The organism is Bacillus sp. NS1 (assembly GCF_058248265.1).
Genome location: NZ_JBZAZF010000002.1, coordinates 296,878 through 321,802, shown reverse-complemented (window position 1 = coordinate 321,802; position 24,925 = coordinate 296,878). Strand labels below are relative to the sequence as shown.

Sequence of the window (24,925 nt, the reverse complement as noted above, 5' to 3'; positions counted from 1 at the left end):
ATCCATTCATAGTATACATCTTCCAATGACATAGATACCTATCCTCTACTGGAATAAATACTGGACTGGCCTGCGATATCCTATCATTTTCCAACTCAGGAAGCTTCTTTGTCTTGTTTCTAATTTAGATATTTATTCCTAGTTCCTAAGACTCCCCTCACAAAAAACCCGAGCTGACAGTAGCCGGCTCGGGCACGTAATCAATCTCGCTTATTCATTTCCCTTTTCTCTCGGGGTTCCTGATGATGTTTTTGATGCTCTGGAGGCTGAGTCGTGCGTTCCAGCTCCTTTGTGTCTTGTCCCATTCCTTTTAAAAAGGAGAAGAGCAGTGTAACTGCTTTGTTGATTTCCGGATCTTTGAGCGAACGAATGATATCAAAATAACCTGTTTTCTCTTCGCTGTCCTTCTGTTCCACCGCATTTGCCACGCCCGCATTCACTTTCAAAATAAGGGGCTCCAGTTGTTTCACATCCAGCATGCCTAGCGTTCCAAACAGGAGAAGCAGATTTTTCAACGTATTGGCTGTTTCCTCTGTATCTGCCTTTTTCACCAGGATATCTAGAACTTTATCCCCTTGGCCAAAAAGGCCGCGGAGCAATGGCAGAACACCGCGCTCGTTCATGTGGCCAATCATATGCAGCGTTTCAAGAATAGCTTCCTTATTTTCGACTAATGCGTCTTCAATTTCTTTCATATCACGCTTTCGCTGATCCTCTTCGGTTATCTCGATTTTCTGAATTCGCTTAATCGCTTTAGCCATTATGCCCAATCCCCCTTTTCACAGCGTCGCCAGGAAAAATATAATCCTTCCGCGCCCATTTCTTTTGTACCTGCACACCGATTTGCGGCTGCGGATTGCCGTTTCGGTGATTGATCTTAGGCAGCGGATTGGTTCCGTCATGCTTCAAAATTTCCATCTTGGCTGATGTTTCTTTGTAAGCAGGTGTATCAGTATCCTTATCGGCATGGCTGCCTGTTAACAGGTTGATCGCCGCTTCCCCTGAATCGTTCATTGGCAGGTATACTTCCTTCCCTTTGACACGATTAGTTATTAGGCATTTTACTTTGACATTTCCGAAAGGCGATGTGAGTCTGACAAGGGTTCCGTCCTGAATCCCTCTTTCTGCCGCGAGCTCTGTAGAAATTTCTAAGAACACTTCCGGTGTTTTCTTCGAAATGCCTTTTGATTTGTAGGTCAGGTTCCCTTCGTGGAAATGCTCCAAGAGCCGCCCATTGTTGACGTGGATATCATATTCCTCACCGAACTCTTCAGGCTCTGTCCACTGAACAGGATAGAGAATGGCTTTGCCGTCCGGAAAAGGGAAGCGCTCTGTAAAAAGTAAAGGAGAATCCTTTCCATCAGCACTTACAGGCCATTGCAGGGAGTTGTAGCCTTCAAGGCGTTCATAGGTGACACCGGCATAAATCGGCGACAGCATCGCTGCTTCCTCCATAATGTCTCCAGGGTGCTCATAGTGCCAGTCAGCACCGAGCTTATTGGCAACCTCCATAATAATCTGCCAGTCCGGCTTTGATTCGCCCAGCGGTTCAAACACCTGATACAGCCGCTGAATACGGCGTTCTGTGTTTGTAAAGGTTCCCTCTTTTTCAAGGCTTGGGCTCGCAGGAAGAACAACATCAGCAAACTCTGCTGTACGTGAAAGGAAAATATCCTGCACCACAAAGAAATCAAGCTTTTCATATGCGGCGTGTACATGATTGATATTGGAATCGACCAGACCCATTTCTTCACCTTTTACATACATCGCTTTCAGCTGGCCGGAATGGATTTTTTCGATCATTTCATGGTTGGTCATGCCCGGCTCCTTCGGCAGCGGCACACCCCACGCCCGCTCGTATTTTTGGCGGACTTGGTCGTCCGTCACTTTTTCATAGCCCGGCAGTCTGTCAGGCATGCTTCCGAAGTCACTTGCTCCCTGCACATTGTTGTGGCCGCGCAGTGGGTAAGAGCCTGCTCCCGGTTTTCCGTAGTTTCCTGTCACAAGCAGCAGATTAGAGATTGCCGTGCTTGTGTCACTTCCGCCAATATGCTGTGTCACGCCCATTGCCCACAATGCGCACACACTGTCAGCCTGGCCAATCATCTCCGCCATTTGGATGAGGGTTTCTTGATCAATACCTGTTTTCGCCTCGGCATATTCAAGGGTATATGGCGCCAGGCTTTTTACATATTCATCCCGTCCGTTCACTTTTTCCTGCAAAAAGCGTTCATCGGCCTTGCCGTTTTCAATTAAATATTTGGCGATGGCGTTCAGCCAGACGATATCTGATCCAGCACGGGGCTGGACAAATAAATCAGAGCGCTCTGCCATTTCGTGTTTTCTGATATCCGCTACAATCACTTTCTGCCCTCTCAGCTTATGAGCCCGTTTAATGCGAGTGGACAAGACCGGATGCGACTCAGACGTGTTCGAACCGATAATCAACACAAGGTCCGCTTGCGCGATATCTGTAATCGAACCTGAGTCACCGCCATATCCGACTGTCCGGAACAGGCCGGCAGTCGCAGGAGATTGGCAATAGCGCGAGCAGTTGTCCACATTATTTGTGCCAATGATCCCTCTGGCCAGCTTTTGCATGAGGTAGGACTCTTCGTTTGTACACTTAGAAGATGTAATAAAAGCGAGTGAATCCGGGCCAAACTCCTCTTTTAAATCCGTAAACTTGCTGGCGATCAGCGTTAATGCTTCCTCCCATTCCGCTTCACGGAAATGGTCTCCTTCGCGGATCAGCGGCTTTGTCAGGCGTTCCTCGCTGTTCACGAAATCCCAGCCGAACTTTCCTTTTACACAAGTAGAAATGCCGTTCGCTGGCGCTTCCTCCTGCGGCTCAACTTTCAGAATGTCTCTGCCCTTTGTCCAGACATCAAAGCTGCAGCCGACACCGCAATAGGTACAGACGGTTTTCGTTTTCTTGATTCGTTCATCACGCATGGCGGATTCCATATCAGAAATAGCAAGAATCGAGCCGTATCCTGTCTCTACGCCTTTTGTGATCTCGATCATTGGGCGGAGCGTTTCATTATCAATGCCTGTTAAATATCCGGCTTCCCCTTCCATTCCTTTTTCCATCATCGCGTTACACGGACAGACGGTGGAACAGTGGCCGCATGACACACAAGACGACTCATTGATCGGCACATCGTTATCCCAAATGACGCGCGGGCGTTTCCGCTCCCAGTCAATGGTCAGGGTTTCAGTTACCTGAACGTCCTGGCACGCTTCAACACAGCGTCCGCACAAAATACACTGATCTGGATCATACCGGTAAAACGGATGAGATTCATCCTTATGGTAAGGCTTATGGTCAAACGGGATGCTTTGGTGATTGATTTTCATTTCCTTCACCGTATTATGTATTTCGCATCCCCCGTTGTTGTAATCGCAAACTGTACAATAAAGCTCATGATTATATAAAATCTTGTCCATCCCGATGACCTGCGCTTTTTTCACATCAGGCGAAAGCGTATCAATGACGTCTCCATCCTTTAATTCAGCGGAGCACGATCTTTTCAGCTCCCCATTGATGCTGACGATGCATGTATCGCATGTTTCAATCGGCCCTAAGCTTGGATGATAGCAAACTTGCGGCACTTCAATCGAACTGTTATTCAAAAGCTGCAGCACCGTCTGTTCTTCGGACGCTTCCATTTCAACGCCGTTTATTGTGATGTTTTTCTGTTCAGCCATCTCCATTCCCCTTTCTTGCTTGTGTATATACCGAATTACCCATTTCTGTTCCCTTACAAGGGATGAATAAAACATACAAAGCGCACTCACATGTTTTATTGCATAAACACCGGGAAACGAGATGATAGATGAAAAAGGAGGGATCAGCATGAAAAAAACAATGTCTGTTCTAACCGCGGCAGCAGCACTAACGTGTTCTCTTTCCGGCTTTGGGACGGCGTCCTTTTCAACACCGGCAAAGGCTGTAACTCAAACAACCTCACTCTCTGAAAACACAAACCAGTCAGCCGCCGAGCTTGTCAAAAATCTTTACAACACCGCCTACACAGGGGAAATGCCTCATCAGGTGCAAGGCCTTACAGTTAACAAAAGCACGAAAGGCGATGTCCATGCTAAATTAGGAGAACCGGAACGACCGTCTGGAGGAGACAATCGGTTTGATTTATATCACTGGAATATGGGGAACCCGGGCTACGGATTTTCCTATCATAAAGACATGACAATTTCAGAAATCCGCTACTTTGGAACTGGCGTGGAACGGCAGCTTAATTTAGGCGGAGTGACCCCGGAAGTGCTGCGGAATGAAATAGGCCCCGCGAATCGAGTGTTAACCGTCCCGTTTACCGATGAAATCGACTATGTATATGACACAGGCCGATATGAACTTCATTTTGTAATTGGCAAGGACCAGACCGCTGACCATGTAAACCTTAAAGCAAAATAAACCCTTTTGCGGCTGTTCAGCCGCTTTTTTATTGGACAAATAAAAGATAAATTCCTTACAATACAGGGGAGATCAATTGAAGACGGGGTATCAATTTTCAATGAGGCGAAATCGATGGATATATGCAGCGTTCACCATACTGATTATTGGGATGGGGCTTGGATCTAGAATGTTCTCCAGTGTTCTTCCGGATACCGTCAATACTTATCTAGGAGACTCGCTGTGGGCCGCCATGATTTTTACGAGCTGCGGGTTTCTTTTTCAGAAAATGAAGACAATATTCACGGGCATGATCAGTCTTTCTTTCTGTTTTATTATTGAAATCAGCCAGCTGTATCACGCCGAATGGATCGACCGGATCAGAGACACTTCTCTTGGCGGCCTTGTTCTGGGATACGGATTTTTATGGAGCGATATCAAATCGTATACGCTTGGAATTGCCGCTTGTGCAGCCATAGAACTGCTCGCTCTGGGAATCAAAAAGCGCCGCTGTATGTGACGCTTTTTTCATTTGGAAAACAGCCCGCACTGAGAAAGAATGGTCTCTGCATCCAAGAGCGTGGCCTTGCTTATCGTGACATGATGTTTATCCATAAATGACTGAACGGCATGATATCCAACTGCATAACCCGCAAAAGCCGATAATCCTGCAGGCTCAAAGCCTTGGACTTTCGCAATTGGATCACCAAACATATAACGTCTGACTTCCGAAAAGCCTTTCACAGCAAGCACCTCATTGATGACTTCAATGGAATACTGCAAATCTTCTTGAGCAAATCGTGTTACCCAAGGACCCAACTGCTCCTCGCCAAACAATTCTCTGGCAAATGACTCAGCCAACCCTTCAATCACAAGATAATCCCCGACACTTACAGAGCCATGATGAAAATCAACATACGAAAACCGCAAATTATGATGAAACTCATGAGCAATAATTGAAGGAATCCTCGGCAGGTTATAGCTGTCCGGATTCATCCATATATGAATAAAGCCCGGTATTCCGCCAAACCCGCAGTAGCCTTTTTGCAGCTGAAGCCTATTGGGGTCAGCAATGTAAAGACCGAATTTGATTTCGTCTGCATCCACCCGCAGCTGTTCGCGCTCAGCAAAATGAATACATTGCCGCAGCGCAGATTCAGCTGTCTCTGCAGCATAAGATTCTTTCAGTATTTGCAGTGTTTTCTGCCCAGCTTCAGTATCACACACATCTAAATAACCAAGCATTTTCACAGCCATGATTACATCATAGCCGTTCGGCTCCTTCACTCTCAACGGAACTTGGATAGCGCTCCACATCTTTTCAAACGGCTTCATCATCGTATACCGAAATTCATCCTCTCTTTTCTGTTCTTCCATCGAAAACAACTTTTCATATTGCTCCAAGGTTTTTTCCATTACAAGATTCATCCTGATTCCCCCCTTGTTAAAAACATAAGGTATACCGCAGCGTAAGAGTCAACAGCGTAAATTAAGCCATTTTTCACTGTAAAATCATACAAAGCCGCCGATAGGTAAGGCATAGGAGGTGGAACGATGGATATTCCTGCTTTATCAGTCGCGATGCATCAAGCATCCCTTGCCCAAAATGTAGGTATCGCTTTAACGAAAAAAATGCTGGACACCGCCCAGCAAAATGCCGATCAAACCTTAAAGATGATTCAGCATCCAACGCTCGGACAAACCATTGATGTAAAAGCTTAATTCCGATACCATAGGCGGCCAAGAACTCCATCCTCCCGGCCGCCTTTATTGTCACAAAAAAGCATGCATGTTTTGATTGTTCCTTCGTATGATTTATTGTTTGCCATATTAAGGAGGTCAAAAAGGACATGAAAAGATTATTTACAAAGGTATCATTGGTGTTATTCGCAGTTGTATTTGTTTTTGCCGTCAAAGGAGCGCCCGCCAATGCGGAAACCCATACCTATGATGGAAAAAGCCCTTATTACAATGATTGTGCATCAAGCGGCTCTACAAAAAAATCCTCAAACTTAGTAAATGCCAACAATCAAGTCATCGGAGTGGTCGAGCTCAAATTCAGCAGTACATGTAAAACGGCTTGGGCAAAAATCACGATGAATAATACATTGACATCCGGCTTTGAAGCAAATGCGGAAATTACCCGGAACACGGACGGAAAGAGATATAATTGTGATTCTGCAGGCGGCAACGGAAAAGCGGTGGCCGGCCAAAAATCTTGTTACACACCGATGGTATATGATTTAGATCCAAGGACTTCTTACGCTTTCGGCAAGTATTCAGGACCAAACCTGAATGTTTGGGCCACCACAGGCTCTTATTAAATAGAAAAAAGGCTGCCGGGAAATATCCGCGGCAGCCTTTTCGTATTAATTCGCTTCTCTTTGTTTTTTCACCTCTTCAAGCTGAGAGACCGTCACCAATTGATAGCCTTGATCGGTGAGCTTTTTGATAATTTCATCGGCCGCATCTGCAGAGGTGCTGTAAATGTCGTGAATCAAAATGGTTCTTCCATCTCCCGCCTGACTCATGACACGGTCAACGATTGTTTTTTTGTTTCGGTCTTTCCAATCTTCTGGATCAATATCCCATAACGCGACATCCATTTTCAATTGGCTACGCAGCTCCTCATTAATGCCGCCATATGGAGGTCTTACAAGCGTCGGGCGGTATCCGCTTATTTTTTCAATGATATCTTGCGTGTCATTGATTTGCTTTAACGCCTCTTTCACTGAGAGCCTTGTGAGAAGCGGATGGCTCCATGAATGGTTCCCCACCTCATTTCCTTCTTTCAGCATTCTTTTTAACGTTTCCGGATAATATTGCACCCTGCTCCCGAGAACAAAAAACGTGGCATGCCCCTTATATTTCTTCAAGGAGTCCAGAATCTGACTTGTTGTCGCAGGGTTCGGGCCGTCATCGAAAGTAAGCGCAATGACTTTTTGATTAGGATTAACCGATTCCTCTTTGGGTAAAGAAATCACTTCATGCTTCGGCTTTTGTTCTTTGATTTTATTTTTGTTTTTTGCCTTATCAATATATTGTTCTTTTACGATGTCTTTCAAAATGCTTTTCTTAATGGCAATCGATTGCTCTCCAAGATAGCCTGCTGCGACCTGATATGTATCAAAATAAAATTCGATATAATCTTCCTTGATGGCAAAGCGGCTGAAATTATCTTTTTTCGGTGCAGTTCCTTCCTTTAACAGTGCATCGTCTGCAGCAATGTCCTTATCCTTTTTCAGCTCATGATAAGCAATTAACGAAAGCTTATGTAAATAGTCAGCGTCCTCTTTGAAAATATCATCAATCGAAAGAAAAGCTTGCTTACTAAAATCATAGTTAAACGTTTTTTTCACGGTTTGTCCGTGTGCACCGCCGATATATTTATATTCATTAAATACAATGGCAACTGTCTGCTTGGCATAATGGACAATTTTATAATCAACATTTAATTCGTTGCGTTTTGTCGTATGCTCCTGGTTAACGTCTTTTGTTTCCTTCTGAAATTGACGAACCTCTTTCTCTGCGAAACTCTTTAATGCTGAATCCATTTTTTTATTTTTGAAAACGGGATAGTTTACCGCGTAATTGAAGGTTTTCCCGTCATTCACGAGCGTTGCGATCTCCACATTCCCATACTGAGAATCAGTTTTTACTTTATTCATAACCGTTTCTTTTTTAAATGAATTGTGAAAAAACCCGAATAGGCCCGCCACACATACAACTGCTATTAATACATGAAACCATTTAATTCTTTTTGCTAACAACCCAAATTCCTTCTTTCATAACCTTTTCGATTTATCTTTCCTCAGTTAGAACTGTATCTATTTAGAAATATTTTTGTAACATTAGAGTAACATTTATTTCACATTTGTAATACTATGAGATTTAGAAGTTCTTGTCAATCCTTTTTCAGGGATTTCATCACAAAAAAAATCCGATTTCATGAATGTACATACACCCAATCCAAACATCAAGAATATGGTAAAAGGAATAAAAAATTAGGGAGGTTTTCCTCTTGGATTATCCTTTGAATGAACAGACTTTTGAACAATTTACATCTTATGATGAAAGACAGCCTTATTATTATCCGCGCCCGAGACCGCCATTTTATCCGCCTTATTATTACCCAAGACCGTTCTATCCGTTTTATCCTCGTCCGCCTTACTATTACCCGCGCCCACGCCCGCCTTACTACCCTTGGTATGGTTACGGTGGAGGATATGGCGGAGGATATGGTGGGGGATACGGCGGAGGATACTGATACTAAGCGCCGTTTACCAAATGGGGGCAGTCCAGCTCCCCATTTTTTTATTTTAAAAATGACAATATCATGACAAATATAGGAAATAATTGTGATTCCATAGCCCTCTTGTTACGATAACAAAAGCATGCTGTCTTGGGGGAGGCGTCTATATTTGGAGAATACAAGAGAATCTGCAGCTATAGCTGAAACGAAATACATAAAGGCTTCGAACCGGGTAACAGTTTACGATTTTATCAAACTTGCAAAACCCGGCATTATCATATCAAACTCGATAGCAGCCTTCGGCGGATTTTGGATCGCGTTTGCAAGCGCAGAAAAACCATTAACCGGAATGGCTTTTTTGATGACAATGGTGACGGCAATGCTCGGAACCGCGTTTGTCATGGCTTCCGGCACTGTCTATAACAACTTTTTCGATCGGCATATGGACGCAAAAATGGCACGCACCCGCAGCAGGGCCTCAGTCACAGGGAAAATGCCGCCAGCCATGATCTTAACGTATGGTTCCGTTTTAGGAATCGCAGGCCTTGCGATGTTGTATTCACTGAATCCATTAACTGCCCTTCTCGGACTGGCTGCCTTTATTTTTTATGCGATGATCTATACAGTATGGGTGAAACGAACCTCTGTGTGGAGCACATTTGTCGGGAGCTTCCCGGGAGCTGCGCCGCCGTTGATGGGGTATTGTGCCGTAACCGGAGATATCAGTATGACTGCAGTACTGTTGTACGCAATTATGTTTCTGTGGCAGCCCCCGCATTTTTGGGCGATCGGGATCAGACGCAAAGAGGAATATCGGGCAGCAGGCGTTCCGCTCTTGCCTGTTGTAAAAGGAAATCATGTAACAAAAATAAAAATGATTCAATATATTGCAGTCCTGGTGCCGGTCACGCTATTATTGCCTTTTTCTCTCGGCACCGGCCATATCAGTCCATTTTACTTCTTAGCTGCCTTGATTCTCGGAGGCATATGGATCAAAAAAAGCATCCAGGGATTCAAAACGGACGATGACGTGAAGTGGGCAAAGGATATGTTTGTCTACTCGCTCATTTATTTTTGCTTGCTGTTTTTGACCATGATGGTTGATTCATTTGTGATGTTTTTGATCAGATGATGTTTATGCAAAAAGAGCCACGCATTAATGTGACTCTTTTTTGTTTGGAAAAACAACATCTAATAGAAATGTCACGGCAAAAAACACAGCCATGCAAATCAAAAATCGTACGATTTCACTCAAAATCCAGCTATGGGCAATTCGTATACCATCGGTTTCATGGAGGGTTGCACATATAGAGAAAATAGTGAGTATGTATTTTAGGGTTTCTTTGTTCATAAAATACCATCGCTTTCTTGAAAAGATTACTTAAAGGCAAAAAAATGATGAGGTAAAGTCCAGCCGGATACAAAACATGTCCGAATCGTTGCATGTTTTAATTGAAAAAAGTTCTTGTTTTTTATCCAGCCATTTGCAAAGCTCAGGCAAGCAGATGATAACCGCTTCAGGTGTGCTGTACTCTTTCCTAATGAAACTAGACGCATTAAATCTTCAACCTATAACTCTATTTTCCATCATCAGGTATTATAAGCCAAAGACAAACAAAAAAATAGACTTTTGTGTTTATCTGCAAGTCAAGGCAGTAAAAGAAATTGTACCGACTACCAGTATGATAGTTTCCTATGTTCATAGATTTAGAAGTCTAATAAATACAAATGGAACCCGCTTGCAGACCTTTTTCATTAGAAAACTTATGCTTGTTATTGTTGGGGGCATTGCAGATGTGGAAAAGACTTTCATGTGTTGCCATATATAAAGAAGACATTGAGAAAGTGGATACTTATAAGGCTTTATTTCTATTTTCAAATTTACTCTTGCCCTCCACCCATGTTTTCGGAACATCCTTCTCACTCTTACGTATACCTTAATAGGAGGGATCAAACGATGAAAGAATATGAATTCGTAAGAGTTGAACTGAGTACGATGAGAAGAAGGCCTAAAGAAGACTACCAGCAAATCATCCACGACTATGCAAAAAGGGGCTGGACATTCGTTCAGATTTTCGCTCCCAGTATAGATGGCTATGGAGCAGCTGCTTATTTTGAAATCATATTTGAAAGAGATGTGGAAGAAGCTTAGATCTAGGTGTCTAAGCTTTTTTATTTATTATCTATACAATTTCTGCAAATGCCGCATCGCATGCTTTCGCTAAATCTTGTGGCGCTAACTTTAGCTGCATGCCGATTTTCCCTGCACTGACAATGATAAAATCAAGTGTTTCAGCAGCTGCATCAATATAGGTCGGGAACGATTTTTTCATGCCAATTGGTGAACAGCCGCCGCGAACATAGCCAGTTACCCCTAATAATTCCTTCATTGCAATCATTTCTATTTTCTTTTCTCCTGCTACTTTTGCTGCCTTTTTTAGATTTAATTCCTCAGCAACGGGTATAACAAAGACATAATAATGATTTGCTCCTGCTGTTGTCACCAATGTTTTGTATACATGCTCTGTAGAATAACCAATTTTTTCTGAAACAGAGATGCCGTCTGCCGGCTGGCCGCCTTCTGTTTTGTAACGTAATAACTCATAGGAGATGTTGTGCTGTTCTATCAAACGAACCGCATTTGTTTTTGCTATTTTTTTCGCCATACTTTTCCCCCGCTATCAAAAAATCCCTGCATTTATGTATATCTTCTTATTGCAGTCAATATATAAATTCTATCATCAGAGACAGCCAGATTCTACTGACCTGGCATTGCGAATACACTGCTCTCCGCAGCAAATAAAAACGCGTAAAAAACCATCAAGTCCAGTAAAGGATCTCACTCCTAAAGTTCCATTCTTCGTCAACTTGAAACAAAACAGGAATTAACGAAATACACATACATACAATTTGTATGAATGTAAAACTAAGGGGTGGTTGCTTTGTATCATTATTTTTATGGTCCTGCGTTAATTCCTTACTTTACACATACTTATAACTCTCAAAGACATCAAGACTTTTCAGAAAGACAGAGAAGAAGAGAAATCACATTGAATGTTGATGGCTTTATACCGCCATCTTCCACCGAGGATCTCGGAGACGGTTTTTATTCCTTCGCATGGACTGGCCAACAGGTAATAGATCCTGGTGAATACCTTGTTTGCCACCTTGAAGGAAGGGATATCAAAGTGATTAACGGCGGCTTTGCTACACGCGATACAGCTCCATTGTATGCAATCGCAAGCTTTCCAAGGAGAAGAAACCAATGGGTCATTACGATTCATAATCCAGTACAAACCCAAAGAGCCATATCGCTTTATCTGATTGCGAAAAGGTAACATATAATGTTTTCAGCAGAAACAGAAAAACGGGTAGGAACGCTTCATTATCAACGTTTTCCTACCCGTTTTTCAGCTGGCATTATCACACTTTGCCTATTGCCATACAGTTTCACGATTCATTTCAAATAAACCTCATGCCCCAAGAACTTTTAGTCAAATAAAGGTTGTAATATGTTAAGATTATTACCAGAAAAAAGAAAAGAGGATTACTATATGGTTCTTCTTGAAACGAATCGGTTACGATTAAAAACGATTGATATTCCCCTTCTAGACGCTGCATCTATACGAGACCATCAGGCCATTAAAGACCTGGGTTATGAAACAAATGGTGAATGGCCACATTATGATTTTTTTGAAGCCATCCCTTATTTTCGCGAGAAATTAGTTAAAAACAATGGAACAAAAGGATTTGATTCATGGATTATTTTAAAGAAGGACAATAATGAAATTGTTGGAGGAACCGGATTTTTAGGTGACCCGGACACGAATGGGATGATCGAAATCGGTTTTGCAACAAATAAATGCCATCGCCGCAAAGGGTATTGTGTTGAGGCTGCCAAAAAAATAATAAACTGGGCTTTAAGCCAAGATACGGTGAACCATATCACAGCTAGATGTGAACATAACAATTTTGGTTCACAACATATTTTAGAGAAATTAGGGTTTGAATTGGAGCATAAATCAGGGGATTTTATGCATTGGAGATACGTTACCATGTAAAAAAAGCAGGCTCTATGTCTGCTTTTTTAAAGCCCGTGCAAAGAGATAAACCCTCCCTCTAAACTGAGAGCGGGTTTTTCTTCAAACAGTATTTGTGCAGTTTCCTTACTCGTCTTTTCTATCTTTATCGGTATCTTCAGGATCCTCAACTGGATCTTCAGGATCAGGATCATTATCTTTTTCATCATCTTTATTGATGGTATCATCCTCATCGACACCTGGAACGTTGTTATCGTCAGTATCTTGGTTGTTTCCGTTATTATCTTGATCGTTCTCCTCAACATCCGGAGCATTGTTATCATTATCATTATTATCTTGGCCATTATTACAGCCCATTAATACAAAACTGGATAGAAACAACGCACTAACGATTTGCAGCCATTTTTTCATTTCCATCCTCCTTTCTTCTATTTAATCTCTATAAGTTTGTCCAGCATGTTTACTTTAATTCGTTGCATTCTTATATACTTTCTTGATTCCATCCTTAAAATTCAGCATATCAATTCCTCTTTTGCGAAAACTAATTTTCGAAACAACAATTATAAGCTGCAATTGATTTTGAAAAATAACAGCAAATATGTGTTACAGTCTATTCAACGTTTAGTTAACAATGTCCTTAAACAAAATAATGTAAAACCCAGGACTTAAAGAACTGTCAGGTCTTGACTCGTGAATGCGGGTAAGGGACCGAAGTGAAGGAATCAGATCACTCCTTTCATTTAATCAAAAAAAACCCTCCAAACTGAGAAGGGTTTTTCCACATTTAGCAACACTTTAGTCCGCTACATTAAATAGTCTGGCCATGAATAAGCGTACTTGCTCCCTTTATCGTTTTATAGATGAGAGACGATACATTCTGCCTGCCCCTCCAGTTTAAATTCTCCAAACTCATAAGGCAGCAACATATGATCTCCTTTTTTGAAGGGATTGACATACCCACTGGATATCATACGGCCTTCCCCTTTAATAACACTGACAAGAAGGAATGGTTTTTGCTGCTTTAAGCTTGCTGATCCTGATAAACTCCACTTTTCCACCGAAAAATAAGCGCATTCAATCAATGTGGCCGTAAGCAAATCATCTGTTTGTTCATATCGGATACGCTGCCGATCCGGGATAAATGGAGCCTCTATCACTTCTATGCTCTTCTCCAGATGAAGCTCACGCAGCTTGCCTTCTGCATCTTTTCGCTCATAATCATATAATCTATAGGTTGTATCTGAATTCTGCTGTGTCTCTAAAACGAGAATGCCTTTTCCAATCGCATGAACGGTACCACTTGGCACATAGAAGAAATCTCCCGGCTTTACATTTACCCGGTGCAAGAGTTCGTCCCATTCTCCAAGCTCTATCATCGAGATCAGTTCTTCCTTAGTTTTTGCGTTGTGGCCGTAAATGATCTCTGCATCTTTTTCGCAATCAATGATGTACCAGCATTCTGTTTTTCCGAGTTCTCCGTTTTCACGTGCTTTTGCAAAGTCATCATTCGGATGCACCTGAACGGATAAATCTTGATCTGCATCTAATATTTTTGTAAGAAGAGGGAAACGGTCTCCTTCAAGATGTCCGAATAAATATCTGTGATGCTCCCATAATTCGCAGAGCGTGAACCCTTTATACAGTCCATTTTGAACAACGCTTTGTCCATTTTTATGAGCGGCAAAAGCCCAGCACTCCCCTGTTCGTTCTGACGGAATGTTATAGCCGAAAGCAGATAAAGCGGTGCCGCCCCAAATCCTCTCTTTGAAAACAGGCTTGAAAAATAACGGTTCAATCGTCATGAAAATCCCTCCGCATTACACGATTTCATCCAGCAGTTTGTATGCTTCTTCTTTTGTTTGCACGGAGAGCAGCCGCTCCCTATAGCTATCATCCATTAGTTTTCGGGATAACATCTGCAAAATTTTCAGATGCTGGTTCCCTCCACTCTCTTTCGGTACAGCAATCATAAAGATTAATTTTGCATCTGATCCATCCAAGCTGTTCCAGCCAACGCCTGATCGTTTGATCCCAAAGGCAACACTCGGCTCCCTGACCGCCTCAGATTTCCCGTGCGGAATTGCGATATTCATGCCAATCGCCGTTGTTCCCTGTTGTTCACGATTCAAAATGGCTTGTTTAAACCCGCTCTCGGACAGCAGCATACCTCCGCGGGACAATTTTTGAATCATTTCATCAATAATGTCATCTCTGGAATTCCCTGTTAAATTTGTTTCAATTAGCTCTGGGCTGATGATGTCTGTCAGTTTTTTGATTTCCGTCATCCCGGCTTTTTGGCTTTCGGCTTGAATCGGCTGCGGTATTTCTTTTGCTGCAGCAGCTTCGCTGAACACAGGAGACGCCACCGTAATATCCTTTTTTAGTACATTGACCAACAGAGCAGTGACAAGAGATCCTGCAATCACAGCAATAAAAAACATCAAGACATGATCAACTGCGCCAAGCACTGCAACTATCGGCCCGCCGTGCGCCACTCTGTCTCCCACATTGCCAATCATCGCTATCACCGAACCCGTCATAGAACCTGCCATAATACTGGGAATGACTCGAAGAGGATCCTGTGCCGCGAATGGAATGGCTCCTTCTGTGATGCCGAAGAGTCCCATCGTAAATGCCGCTTTCCCCATTTCTTTTTGCGACGCCTCGAATTTTCTTTTTCCAAAAAACGTCGCAATTCCGAGGCCAATCGGCGGTATACAAATGGAGACGGCAATTGGTCCCATAATTTCATAATTTCCTTCTCCAATCATTGCCGATCCAAACAGAAATGCTACTTTGTTTACGGGACCACCCATATCAAATGAGATCATCGCGCCTAAAATCAATGCAAGAAGGATCGAGCTCGATCCTTTCATTCCCGCCAGCCAAACCGTTAAAGAAGTGAAAATTTGAGCTACTGGTGCGCCGATCAAAAATACAAATGCCAACCCTACAATCAGTGATGCAAACACGGGAATAATAATAATCGGCATGATCGGTTGGATTGCTTTTGGAACTTTTAATTTTTTGATCCCAAGTGCCGCGTATCCAGCCAAAAATCCGGCTATGATTCCGCCGAGGAAACCGGCGCCGCTTGCGCTGTCATAAAAACTTCCAGTCGCTGCAATATATCCGCCAATCATTCCTGGTACAAGTCCCGGCTTATCAGCGATGCTATAGGCGATATATCCGGCTAATACCGGGATCATGAATGAAAATGAAGCACTGCCGATCTGTTCAATCGTTTTCCAAAAAGAATCATCCGGAATGACTAAGCCTTTAGGTGTTTTCTCGCCCCCAAGCGTTAATGCAACCGCTATCAATAATCCGCCGACGACAATGAAAGGAACCATGAACGAAACGCCGTTCATTAAATGACGGTAAATCGGATTTTGTTTCTTCTCCTGTTGATTGTTTGAATCCGATTTTGAAGCGGAATGATAGACCGGTATATCCCCGCTAAGTGCTTTTTGAATCAATTCTTCCGGTTTACGGATGCCGTCCTGAACCCCGACAGACAGCAGTTTTTTGCCTATAAACCGATCTTTGTTTACCGAGCGGTCTGCCGCTATAATGATTGCGTCCGCTTCCCGAATTTCCTCTTCGGTGAGCTTATTTTCTACGCCTATTCCGCCCTGGGTCTCGACTTTGATGGTAACGCCTAATCTGTCAGCAGCTTTTTGCAGATTTTCCGCTGCCATATACGTATGGGCAATTCCATTCGGACAAGATGTAATCGCTAACAGCTTCATAGGAAACCTCCTTCAAAGTGTGAATAACAAGATCTTGTCTCAACTGTATACCGAAATCAGCCGGTTAAAATCGCTTTTTTTACCATAAGTTCCGGAAATTACGGCCTTTTTCCCTATAAACACAAAAAAAAGCAAGGAAGGGATCCCTGCTTTTAATAATCCAAATAAGATAAAAATGTCATGACATTTGTTTCTTTCGTCAGCTTCTGGACGAAGGCCGGCTGCTCACTCAGGTATGAGAGCTCACGAAACAGCTGCTTAGTCATATTTTGATCCTCGTGTTTGACAGCCAGCATAAAAACGAGCGATACTTTTTCACTTCCCCAATCAAGCGGCTCTTTTAATGTGGCAATTGCGATTGCTGATTGTTTAATATATTTAGCGTTGGCATGAGGAATGGCTATGCCTGCCCCAATGTTTGTCGCCGCCATTTTTTCCCTCATTACCGCATGAAACGCATATTCCTTTTCAACATAACCTTTCTCAAACAAAGCTGTCGCCAGCTGTTCAATTAACTTGTAGCGGTGCTCTGCCTCTTGCTGCAAAAAAACCAAAAAAGGTGTCGTATTGTTCAGCATCTGAAAGGTATTTTGTTTTTGGCGGTGCGACTCGTCAAGCTGACGTATAAATGCACTCAATTTTTTCTCATCCCCAGGCTCCAAAAGCGGTGATACAACAATATGGGGGATCGATACATCTTCCAGCGCAATGGTGGAAATGACAAGATCGATATCCTCATGTTGTTTTGTATAGTCCGCAAAATCAGCTTTAGCGATACAAGCCATTACAGCGATTTGATGACATTTCCGTTCAATTTTTGTTCGCAGCAATTGTGACATTCCAATGCCCATATGACAGACGATAATCGCCTTTTTATGTGTCTCGCTGCTCTCATGCAGCCGTTCGATCGCTGCCTGAAAATGCAGCGTCAAATACGCTGCCTCTTCCTCAGGGATATAAAGATCAAATGTTTGATTGATGTCTTCGAGAACATCAATAATAAGATGAAATAAATAAGGGTACATTTTTTTGATGTCATTGAGCATTGGGTTTGATACAGAAAGATCGTAGCTCAGACGCTGTAACACTGTATTGAGATGAATATTCAATCCGTTGATCAAATCCTGATCTTTATGAAAATCCAGCATTTTCAGCTCTGAAACACGGTTGATTAAATGCCTTACAACCTTGGGAAGCACTGCATTTTCAAGGTCATTTGTCTGTTCTTTTTGTAATGGATAACGAACTTTCCCGCCCAATATATGTAGTGTTAAATACACGGCTTCTTCTTCAGGAAAACGGATTGCAAAAACCGGCTCAAGCCGTTGTAAACAAGCAAGTGTCCATTGGTATTCTTTCTTCTTTTTTACTGCCGCCAGTTCTCTTGGAAATATCGAGATCGGCTGCTTCAATTTGATTCGGCGGATCATTAGCAACGTATGCAGCAGCAAACTCTCAAACGTCTCATCTGTGAAATAGAGAGAATGCTTTTCTTGTAATGATTTAATTTCTTTCGTCACAAAATCGACTTCATGACGTAAGAACTTACTTTTAATAAATTGGTTAGTAAACTCCGTGTTATCAATTAAATCAGATATTCTTGCCAATGCTTTTCTTTTATTTTTTTCGTTCCCATCAACCTTCAAACCAAGCCGCTGCCTAGAAACCAAAGTAAGGTCAAATCGCTTCAGCCACTCCTCTACAGCACATAAATCCTTTTTAATGGAAGATCGATTCACAAAATGCTGAGCGGCTATTTCTTTTGCCGGAACAGGCTTTACATTCATTAATAAGTCATAAGCAATTTGCAGCATTCTTTCTTCATCGGTCCGCTGCCTAGAATGAAAATGTTCTGTATGTAATTGTTGGCTTAACCAGGCCCTTTCCTGCTCTTCTATATGTAAAAAGACGCCTAACCCTGGCTTCCGAATGAGCTGAGCATGAGAATGTTTATTTAAATAATCTTCGATCGTTTTCAAATCATTCCTAATCGTTTTTTCAGAACACTGTACCCGGTCTGCGAAATCTTGCACAACTAAATAGTCATCAGGTTCAGATAACAACAGATACAAAATCTCTTTTTGTCTTGTATTCATGTATTTCATCTGTTTTTCTATCCTTCCTGTCAGTATCCGCTTGAACAAATGATAGTATAAGTAAACTATAAATGTAACCGTTTACATTATAACGCAAAATGATAGAGTTAAAAGTTTCGTTTTTTACCGAAGGTTCCGGAAAAAAGGGTTTTTTATGGTATTAGAGTGTTCTATGATCTAGTACGTTTCCCCGCTTCCCATTCCAGTTTAATAGAATAAGAAACGCTCAGACACGGTAATGGTCCACCGCTAACCTACGTCTTAATACAACTAAATCAACGCAATAAAAAACGGCTAGAAACGTTGATATAACGCCTCTAACCGCCGTGTATGACTCCGACTGGGCTCGACCTCTACCTTATCAAGGTAGTTGATGCGTTTTGAACAAGTATATTCGATTCTGATCAGCCCTTTAATTTTAAGGCCTATTGAATTGTACATCTGATGATTTCTGAATGAAAATGATGATCGTTAGCAGAGTTGGACAAAAACCTGCTAACAATTCACCACTTAATTACAAGTGGTGAATTGTTAGTTATTGAATGTCTCTTTTTAAGAAGCCTTTTAATCATTCACATTGCTTTTCATTAACCATTCTACTTCCGTTAATTCTTGTTTTTGAACATCTTTTGTGTGTTTTTTCGTGAAATGAGCTTTAACTGCTTGTTCGTTTTCCCAAATCTCCCAAAGCATTATTTTGCGTTCTGATGGTTCAAGCGGATAAGCATGAAATGTAATACACCCTTCTTCTTTGTTCGTTTCTTCCTCAAGTTTTTTAAATTCCTTCATTACCTCATTAAGGTCTTTATCACTGATGATTTTTAAGCATGCCGTTATGTAATACATCGATATTCCCCTTCTTCACACCATTTTATGGCTTTTTATTATAACATTATTATTATACGAAAACGCAAATACAGATAAGGCAGAGTTCTATTTCAAAGTGTCAGAGGTCTATTACTATATGAAAGAGACTCATTTCTCCATGAATTATGCTCAGCGTGCATACTCTATTTTTAAAGAGCAAAAAGATGCTCAGGGTAATCTTACATATGGCAAAGAAATGGTCCAATGTCAGTTTGTTATTTTTGGAAACTGTCTAGATAAAATGTGTTATGAGGATGCTTTAAAAACAGCTCAAAAGGCTTTAAATGATGCTATAAAGTTAGGGGAGCAACATTTAATTGGCTCAGCCCATTTTAATGTGGGTTTATGTTCTAATAATCTTGAATAACTTTACAATTCAGAGAAAAATTTCCAAATATCCTATAAAATTCATAGGGATCGCAAACACATTTATGAGTCTAAAGCGATTTTTAATCTAGCATATGTCAAAGCAAAGAAGAATGATGTAAAGGCTGCTTTAGAATTATACCAGGAAGGTCAGATGGTTGCTGCCAGACACATCAATCAGGAAGTAACAGAGAAATTAAAACTGGTTAAAGGTCTTTATTTACCATTCGACTTACAAACACTTAGAGAAGTGTTCAAGTTCTTCAAAGATAAAAACCTCTATGGTGATATGGAAGAATACGCTGTTGCTGTTGCTGATTTTTTGACCACCAAAGAAGATAGACATGATGCGGTCGATTTTTATCAAATGGCAATTGAAGCACGCAAACAAATTCAAAGGGGGAAACATTTAAATGAAAAAAATGTAAAATTGCAATTTGTTTAGCGCTCTTGCTTGGCATTGTTGAAGTATCTAGCGCTTCATACGCTCTTTCTGAGCAATCCACTTATAAGGTCGCAGATAGAGCAGCAACTTAATATGATATTAAGAAAAAACCCCATACTGGACTTTACAAATGGGGTTTTTATTTTATCTTCTCAACTCAATATTATTCCTGAGTTTTCATTTAAATCATATACTGCATTAATAAAACCGACAACCCCTATAAAAAGTAAAAAACCCTTGCTGCGCAAGGGTTTAAGCTATGATTCCGACTGGGCTCGAACCAGCGACCTCTACCCTGTCAAGGTAGCGCTCTCCCAGCTGAGCTACGGAATCATGATATGTATGTGTTTCTGGGTATGTTGTTATCTTTCTGACAAGTTCTATTATATAACCTCCTCCTCTATTCGTCAACTGCTTTTTTAGAAAAACTTTTTTTCGGACTTGCTGTTCTGTTCCTCGGCTATTATAATATGTCTTAATTTTCTAATAATAGGGGTGATGGGGTTTGCATTCTTTGATTTCTTCGGATGATGTTTGGGTATTATGGGGGTTTATTGCGGTGTGGGCGGCAGTGAGCATCGGGCTGGAGCAGCGCTTTAAGTGGGCGTCCGCTGTGTCTGGCGCTATTATCGCGCTTTTAGGTGCAATGGTGTTTACAAATATAGGGGTGCTTCCTGTTGAATCGCCTGTATACGATACCGTTTGGGCTTATGTGGTGCCCTTGGCGATTCCCCTTTTGCTGTTTCAAATCAATGTGCGGCAGATTTTTAAGGAAAGCAAGCGTTTGTTGTTTATTTTTCTGATTAGCTCCGCCGGAACAGTGCTTGGGAGCGTCCTCGCTTTTTTTCTTTTCAAACAGCATATTCCTTATCTAGATAAAATCGGCGGAATGATCAGCGCCTCTTATATCGGCGGCGGAGTTAACTTTGCGGCGATGGCAGCAAAATTCGAGACACCGGGAGAGTATGTATCGGCTACTGTTGTGGCTGATAATTTTATGATGGCGCTTTTGTTTTTTATCTTAATCAGCATTCCTGCAGTTAAATGGTTTCAACGGCATTATGCTATGCCGTTTGAAGAAAAAGTGAAAGCAGCTGGAAATAGGGGAAACAGTGCAGAAAGCTATTGGAAACGGAAGGAAATTTCCTTAAAGGATATCGCTTTTAATGTAGGTGCTGCTTTTGCGCTTGTTGCGGTTAGTGTGAATATTTCCGGTTATTTCAAAAGCATTTTTTCTCACCCTCTATTGGCCGGAACGCTTGGCGATCAATATCTGATGCTTACGTCTTTAACTGTTCTTATCATTTTTCTATTCCCGCGTTTTTTTGAAAGGCTTAATGGATCTCAGGAGCTTGGAACCTTTTTGATTTATTTGTTTTTTGTGGTGATAGGCATTCCTGCAGATCTGCGCTTAATCGTCACCAATGCGCCTCTTATTCTCTTATTTGTTTTGATTATTGCAATCAGCAATTTAGCTGTTTCCTTAGCGGTCGGAAAATTGTTCCGCGTACGGCTTGAAGAAATTCTGCTCGCTGTCAACGCTGCTGTCGGGGGGCCTACGACCGCGGCTGCGATGGCAATTGCCAAGGGATGGCGGGAGCTTGTCGCCCCGATCATGCTTGTCGGTACGCTCGGCTACTTAATTGGAAACTATGTCGGCACCTTTATGGGAAACTGGTTTTCTTCTTTCTTATAAAAAGGATTTTTACACGTTCCTCAGAATAATGTAAGAGGAATGCTGACATGAGAACGGAGAGATCATTGTATGTTAAAAGGAAAAAACATCTATATAAGACCTTTAGAAGTAAAGGATGCGGAACAAAATCTGCGGCTGCAAAGCGAAAACCGGGATTTTTTTGAACAGTTTTCCATGATACGCGCAGACGATTATTATACGGTTGAGGGGCAAAGAAAAAGGATAGCAGAGTATCAGCAAAGACTGGAGAGTGATGAAGAGTATCATTTTGGCATTTTTTCAACCTCGGACGATACATTAATCGGCACGGTTTCGCTCTTTCAAATCATCCGCGGAGCGCTGCAAGCTGGGTTTATCGGGTATTTTTTAGACAAAGCCCATAATGGAAAGGGCCTTATGACAGAGGCGGTCAGATTGATTGTTGATTTTGCGTTTCACGAATTGAAACTGCACCGTATTGAAGCCGGTGTGATGCCCCGCAATCTCGGGTCCATGCGTGTATTGGAAAAAGCGGGATTTCATAAAGAGGGCATCGCCCGCAAAAATGTGAAAATCAACGGCGTTTGGGAGGATCATCAAGTCCTCGCGATTCTGAATCCTGATGATGAACAATAAAAGAAGCCGGGCCATCCCCGGCTTCTTTTTTAACGAACCGCCACTGGCGCAATTTCTTTCAGCGCTTGTTCGAAATCACGTTCTAAATCGTCTGCATGTTCGACTCCCACGCTAAGACGGAGCAGGCCGTCTGTGATACCGCGTTTTTCACGCTCTTCCTTGGGCATTGCCGCGTGAGACATCGTTGCCGGATAGGACAAAATCGATTCCACAGCGCCAAGGCTGACAGCGAAGACTGGAAGTGATACATTCTCTACTAATTTCTTAACAGCCTCTTTGCTTTCAAGCTCAAAAGACAGCACGGCGCCCGCTCCCGTTGACTGGCTTTTATGGGTTTCAGCGCCCGGATGATCAGCCAGCCCCGGATAATACACGCGTTTCACCGCCGGATGCTTCTGAAAAAACTCCGCAAGCCGCTGCGCTGTTTGGCTCGCTTTTTCTAAACGGACCTGCAATGTTTTTAATCCGCGCAGCACAAGCCAGCAATCTTGCACGCCAAGAACAGCACCGAACGCGTTTTGCAGCTTATACAGCTGTTTCCCAAGCTCTTCATCCTTGACAGCAGCCAGGCCTGACAGCACATCGCTGTGTCCGCTCAGGAATTTTGTTGCGCTGTGAAGCACAATATCCACGCCGAGATCAAGCGGACGCTGCAGAGCAGGAGTCATGAATGTATTGTCCAGAAAGGTCAAACAGCCGTTTTCCTTTGCAAGCTGAACAACCGCTTTAATATCAGTAATCCCAAGTGTCGGATTTGACGGTGTCTCCATATAAATGACCTTTGTATTTGGCTTGATATTCCGCGCCACTTCGTTACTATCCGTCATATCAACAAACGTATGCTCAATGCCAAACCTGGTCAACACCTCTGTCACCATGCGGAAGGTTCCGCCGTATACATCTTCTGTCACAAGAACGTGATCGCCCTGTGACAAAAGTAAAAATGCTGTTGAGATCGCAGCCATGCCTGAACTGAAAGCAAATCCTCTTGTTCCACCTTCCAGTGCGGCAATTGTTTCTTCGAGAGCTGTTCTTGTCGGCGTTCCTGAGCGGCTGTAATCGTATGCGCCAAACTCTTCAAATGAAGATTGGTGAAAAGTCGATGCGTGCTGGATCGGTACACTAACCGCTCCGGTTGCGCCGTCTGTTTTAAATGGATTGTGCACGAGCTGGGTTTCCAGCGTCCAATTGTGATTATTCAAAAGAAACAGCTCCCTCTTTGACCTGACATAGTGCCTGTTTTAGGTCCTCTTTTAAATCTTCCGCATGTTCAATTCCGACCGAAAAACGCAGCAAACGATTGCAGACCCCGTTTGCGATGCGGATCTCTTCAGGAATATCCATGTGCGTCTGTGTGGCAGGGTATGTAATAAAACTTTCCACCCCGCCGAGGCTTTCTGCAAAACAAATGGTCTTCAGCGCTTTTAAAAATGGGTTGACCCACTCTTCTTTTTGCAGACGGAAGGACAGCATGCCGCCTTTTCCGGGATACAGTACATCGGCAATTTCATCCTGCTCTTCTAAAAACGCCGCAAGCTCCTGCGCGTTTTCCTGATGCTGGCGCATTCTGAGGCTCAGTGTCTTCATTCCTCTCATCAGAAGCCACGAATCGAATGGAGGCAGGACGGCGCCGATCGCATTTTGATGTTGAAACATTTCCTCACCAAGCTGCTCATCCTTTACAACGACAAGTCCAGCAAGCAAGTCGTTATGCCCGCCTAAATACTTGGTTGCACTGTGAATCACAATGTCGGCTCCCAGCCCAAGCGGACGCTGCAAGACCGGGGTATAAAATGTATTATCAACGATCAGCAGAAGACCGTGCTCTTTTGTTATCCGGGCGATCTTTTCAATGTCCGCCTCCTGCATGAGCGGATTTGTCGGTGTTTCCACAAACACCGCTTTTGTGTTCGGCGTAATCTTAGAGCGTAAACAGTCCTCATCGCTGAAATCATCATATTGAAAGGTTAATCCGTATTTTTTCCATTCATTTTCAAACAGACGGTACGTGCCGCCATATAGATCCGATGAAACGATCAGTTCGTCTCCGCTTTTAAATAGAGCCATAATCGTTTGGATGGCTGCCATTCCCGAACTGAAGGCAAGCCCCCTCGCTCCATTTTCTAAGCTGGCGATCGCATCCTCAACAAGCTGGCGTGTCGGATTCTTTGTGCGGACATAATCAAATCCCGTTGATTCTCCGATCCCTCTGTGGCGGTATGCTGTTGATAAATAAATAGGAGGACTCACTGTTCCCGTTACTTCGTCGCTTCGGTTCCCGATTTGGGCTAATTTCGTTTCAACGTGCTGTGACATATAGCTGACACCTTCCCTTTTCATAATAAAAAACCCCTTCTTCATAAGAAGAAGGGGTTTAACGCT

The 24,925-nt window shown here is 42.6% G+C and carries 25 protein-coding genes and 1 tRNA gene; 13 read left to right on the top strand and 13 right to left on the bottom strand.

Annotated elements, in window-relative coordinates; all coding sequences use genetic code 11:
• Nucleotides 1–200 precede the first annotated feature (200 nt).
• Together AC4CV5_RS07125 and fdhF are read right to left on the bottom strand one after the other, a co-directional pair.
• Nucleotides 201–761, bottom strand: a complete 561-nt coding sequence (locus tag AC4CV5_RS07125) for a helical membrane plugin domain-containing protein (RefSeq protein ID WP_014113432.1) — start codon at nucleotides 759–761, stop codon at nucleotides 201–203.
• On the bottom strand, nucleotides 754–3,711 hold the full coding sequence (gene fdhF / locus AC4CV5_RS07120; protein WP_490922327.1) for a formate dehydrogenase subunit alpha: 2,958 nt from the start codon (nucleotides 3,709–3,711) through the stop codon (nucleotides 754–756). The genes AC4CV5_RS07125 and fdhF overlap by 8 nt, the downstream gene beginning before the upstream one ends.
• Nucleotides 3,712–3,859: 148 nt before the next feature.
• Between fdhF and AC4CV5_RS07115 the strand changes: the two genes are divergently transcribed.
• Both AC4CV5_RS07115 and AC4CV5_RS07110 read left to right on the top strand, forming a co-directional pair.
• The gene (locus AC4CV5_RS07115; protein ID WP_490922326.1) at nucleotides 3,860–4,435 is read left to right on the top strand and encodes a YjgB family protein; all 576 of its coding nucleotides are present in this window, start codon (nucleotides 3,860–3,862) and stop codon (nucleotides 4,433–4,435) included.
• A gap of 100 nt (nucleotides 4,436–4,535) precedes the next feature.
• Nucleotides 4,536–4,934, top strand: a complete 399-nt coding sequence (locus tag AC4CV5_RS07110; protein ID WP_490922708.1) for a ribosomal maturation YjgA family protein — start codon at nucleotides 4,536–4,538, stop codon at nucleotides 4,932–4,934.
• Between the two features lie 8 nt (nucleotides 4,935–4,942).
• On the opposite strand, the gene AC4CV5_RS07105 is transcribed toward AC4CV5_RS07110, so the two are convergent.
• Nucleotides 4,943–5,842, bottom strand: a complete 900-nt coding sequence (locus AC4CV5_RS07105; RefSeq protein WP_373924217.1) for a DUF2268 domain-containing putative Zn-dependent protease — start codon at nucleotides 5,840–5,842, stop codon at nucleotides 4,943–4,945.
• A gap of 126 nt (nucleotides 5,843–5,968) precedes the next feature.
• Here AC4CV5_RS07105 and AC4CV5_RS07100 point away from each other — a divergent pair, with 126 nt between their 5' ends.
• Entirely contained in the window at nucleotides 5,969–6,136 is a 168-nt protein-coding gene (locus tag AC4CV5_RS07100; RefSeq protein WP_003220470.1) for a YjfB family protein, read from the top strand.
• Nucleotides 6,137–6,264: 128 nt separating this feature from the next.
• On the top strand, nucleotides 6,265–6,738 hold the full coding sequence (locus AC4CV5_RS07095; RefSeq protein WP_222142624.1) for a YjfA family protein: 474 nt from the start codon (nucleotides 6,265–6,267) through the stop codon (nucleotides 6,736–6,738).
• A 45-nt stretch (nucleotides 6,739–6,783) separates the two neighbouring features.
• On the opposite strand, the gene pdaC is transcribed toward AC4CV5_RS07095, so the two are convergent.
• On the bottom strand, nucleotides 6,784–8,184 hold the full coding sequence (gene pdaC, locus AC4CV5_RS07090; protein WP_490922325.1) for a peptidoglycan-N-acetylmuramic acid deacetylase PdaC: 1,401 nt from the start codon (nucleotides 8,182–8,184) through the stop codon (nucleotides 6,784–6,786).
• 251 nt (nucleotides 8,185–8,435) lie between these two features.
• Here pdaC and cotT point away from each other — a divergent pair, with 251 nt between their 5' ends.
• From cotT to AC4CV5_RS07075, 3 genes are all read left to right on the top strand, one after another.
• Nucleotides 8,436–8,681 carry a spore coat protein CotT gene (gene cotT, locus AC4CV5_RS07085; RefSeq protein WP_166853589.1) on the top strand — a complete coding sequence of 82 codons (246 nt, stop codon included), beginning with the start codon at nucleotides 8,436–8,438 and terminating at the stop codon, nucleotides 8,679–8,681.
• A 127-nt stretch (nucleotides 8,682–8,808) separates the two neighbouring features.
• Complete coding sequence (cyoE, locus tag AC4CV5_RS07080) at nucleotides 8,809–9,798, top strand: heme o synthase (RefSeq protein ID WP_166853590.1); 990 nt, start codon at nucleotides 8,809–8,811, stop codon at nucleotides 9,796–9,798.
• Nucleotides 9,799–10,623: 825 nt separating this feature from the next.
• Nucleotides 10,624–10,818, top strand: coding sequence for a DUF4177 domain-containing protein (locus tag AC4CV5_RS07075; RefSeq protein WP_166853591.1), 195 nt, complete (start codon nucleotides 10,624–10,626; stop codon nucleotides 10,816–10,818).
• A gap of 31 nt (nucleotides 10,819–10,849) precedes the next feature.
• Here AC4CV5_RS07075 and ybaK read toward each other — a convergent pair whose 3' ends face one another.
• Nucleotides 10,850–11,332 (bottom strand): Cys-tRNA(Pro) deacylase, encoded by a 483-nt coding sequence (ybaK, locus tag AC4CV5_RS07070; RefSeq protein ID WP_166853592.1) that lies wholly within the window; start codon nucleotides 11,330–11,332, stop codon nucleotides 10,850–10,852.
• 276 nt (nucleotides 11,333–11,608) lie between these two features.
• Between ybaK and AC4CV5_RS07065 the strand changes: the two genes are divergently transcribed.
• Together AC4CV5_RS07065 and AC4CV5_RS07060 are read left to right on the top strand one after the other, a co-directional pair.
• Nucleotides 11,609–12,004, top strand: coding sequence for a hypothetical protein (locus tag AC4CV5_RS07065; RefSeq protein ID WP_166853593.1), 396 nt, complete (start codon nucleotides 11,609–11,611; stop codon nucleotides 12,002–12,004).
• 216 nt (nucleotides 12,005–12,220) lie between these two features.
• Nucleotides 12,221–12,727, top strand: coding sequence for a GNAT family N-acetyltransferase (locus tag AC4CV5_RS07060; RefSeq protein ID WP_326221118.1), 507 nt, complete (start codon nucleotides 12,221–12,223; stop codon nucleotides 12,725–12,727).
• A gap of 105 nt (nucleotides 12,728–12,832) precedes the next feature.
• Here AC4CV5_RS07060 and AC4CV5_RS07055 read toward each other — a convergent pair whose 3' ends face one another.
• The 5 genes from AC4CV5_RS07055 to AC4CV5_RS07035 all read right to left on the bottom strand — a co-directional run bounded on the left by AC4CV5_RS07055 (nucleotide 12,833) and on the right by AC4CV5_RS07035 (nucleotide 19,400).
• Entirely contained in the window at nucleotides 12,833–13,117 is a 285-nt protein-coding gene (locus AC4CV5_RS07055) for a hypothetical protein (protein ID WP_222142621.1), read from the bottom strand.
• A 443-nt stretch (nucleotides 13,118–13,560) separates the two neighbouring features.
• Nucleotides 13,561–14,508: a mannose-6-phosphate isomerase, class I gene (manA, locus tag AC4CV5_RS07050; protein ID WP_490922324.1), complete on the bottom strand. Its 948-nt coding sequence runs from the start codon at nucleotides 14,506–14,508 to the stop codon at nucleotides 13,561–13,563.
• A gap of 15 nt (nucleotides 14,509–14,523) precedes the next feature.
• Complete coding sequence (locus tag AC4CV5_RS07045; RefSeq protein WP_490922323.1) at nucleotides 14,524–16,458, bottom strand: fructose-specific PTS transporter subunit EIIC; 1,935 nt, start codon at nucleotides 16,456–16,458, stop codon at nucleotides 14,524–14,526.
• 152 nt (nucleotides 16,459–16,610) lie between these two features.
• Nucleotides 16,611–18,563: a mannose transport/utilization transcriptional regulator ManR gene (manR, locus tag AC4CV5_RS07040; RefSeq protein WP_490922322.1), complete on the bottom strand. Its 1,953-nt coding sequence runs from the start codon at nucleotides 18,561–18,563 to the stop codon at nucleotides 16,611–16,613.
• A 555-nt stretch (nucleotides 18,564–19,118) separates the two neighbouring features.
• Complete coding sequence (locus AC4CV5_RS07035) at nucleotides 19,119–19,400, bottom strand: putative quinol monooxygenase (protein ID WP_166853598.1); 282 nt, start codon at nucleotides 19,398–19,400, stop codon at nucleotides 19,119–19,121.
• A gap of 118 nt (nucleotides 19,401–19,518) precedes the next feature.
• Here AC4CV5_RS07035 and AC4CV5_RS07030 point away from each other — a divergent pair, with 118 nt between their 5' ends.
• Nucleotides 19,519–19,788, top strand: coding sequence for a hypothetical protein (locus AC4CV5_RS07030; RefSeq protein WP_246303059.1), 270 nt, complete (start codon nucleotides 19,519–19,521; stop codon nucleotides 19,786–19,788).
• A gap of 153 nt (nucleotides 19,789–19,941) precedes the next feature.
• Nucleotides 19,942–20,232 (top strand): hypothetical protein, encoded by a 291-nt coding sequence (locus AC4CV5_RS07025; protein ID WP_246303057.1) that lies wholly within the window; start codon nucleotides 19,942–19,944, stop codon nucleotides 20,230–20,232.
• 260 nt (nucleotides 20,233–20,492) lie between these two features.
• On the opposite strand, the gene AC4CV5_RS07020 is transcribed toward AC4CV5_RS07025, so the two are convergent.
• Nucleotides 20,493–20,565 (bottom strand) — tRNA-Val (locus AC4CV5_RS07020).
• A 172-nt stretch (nucleotides 20,566–20,737) separates the two neighbouring features.
• Here AC4CV5_RS07020 and AC4CV5_RS07015 point away from each other — a divergent pair.
• Nucleotides 20,738–21,928: a DUF819 family protein gene (locus tag AC4CV5_RS07015; RefSeq protein ID WP_490922321.1), complete on the top strand. Its 1,191-nt coding sequence runs from the start codon at nucleotides 20,738–20,740 to the stop codon at nucleotides 21,926–21,928.
• 69 nt (nucleotides 21,929–21,997) lie between these two features.
• A complete protein-coding gene (locus AC4CV5_RS07010; RefSeq protein WP_166853600.1) occupies nucleotides 21,998–22,543 on the top strand; it encodes a GNAT family N-acetyltransferase in 546 nt (181 codons plus the stop codon).
• Nucleotides 22,544–22,572: 29 nt separating this feature from the next.
• On the opposite strand, the gene metC is transcribed toward AC4CV5_RS07010, so the two are convergent.
• Nucleotides 22,573–23,745 carry a cystathionine beta-lyase gene (gene metC, locus AC4CV5_RS07005; protein ID WP_490922320.1) on the bottom strand — a complete coding sequence of 391 codons (1,173 nt, stop codon included), beginning with the start codon at nucleotides 23,743–23,745 and terminating at the stop codon, nucleotides 22,573–22,575.
• Nucleotides 23,738–24,859, bottom strand: coding sequence for a cystathionine gamma-synthase/O-acetylhomoserine thiolyase (gene metI / locus AC4CV5_RS07000; RefSeq protein WP_166854687.1), 1,122 nt, complete (start codon nucleotides 24,857–24,859; stop codon nucleotides 23,738–23,740). Before metI ends, metC begins: the two co-directional genes overlap by 8 nt.
• Nucleotides 24,860–24,925: the final 66 nt, after the last annotated feature.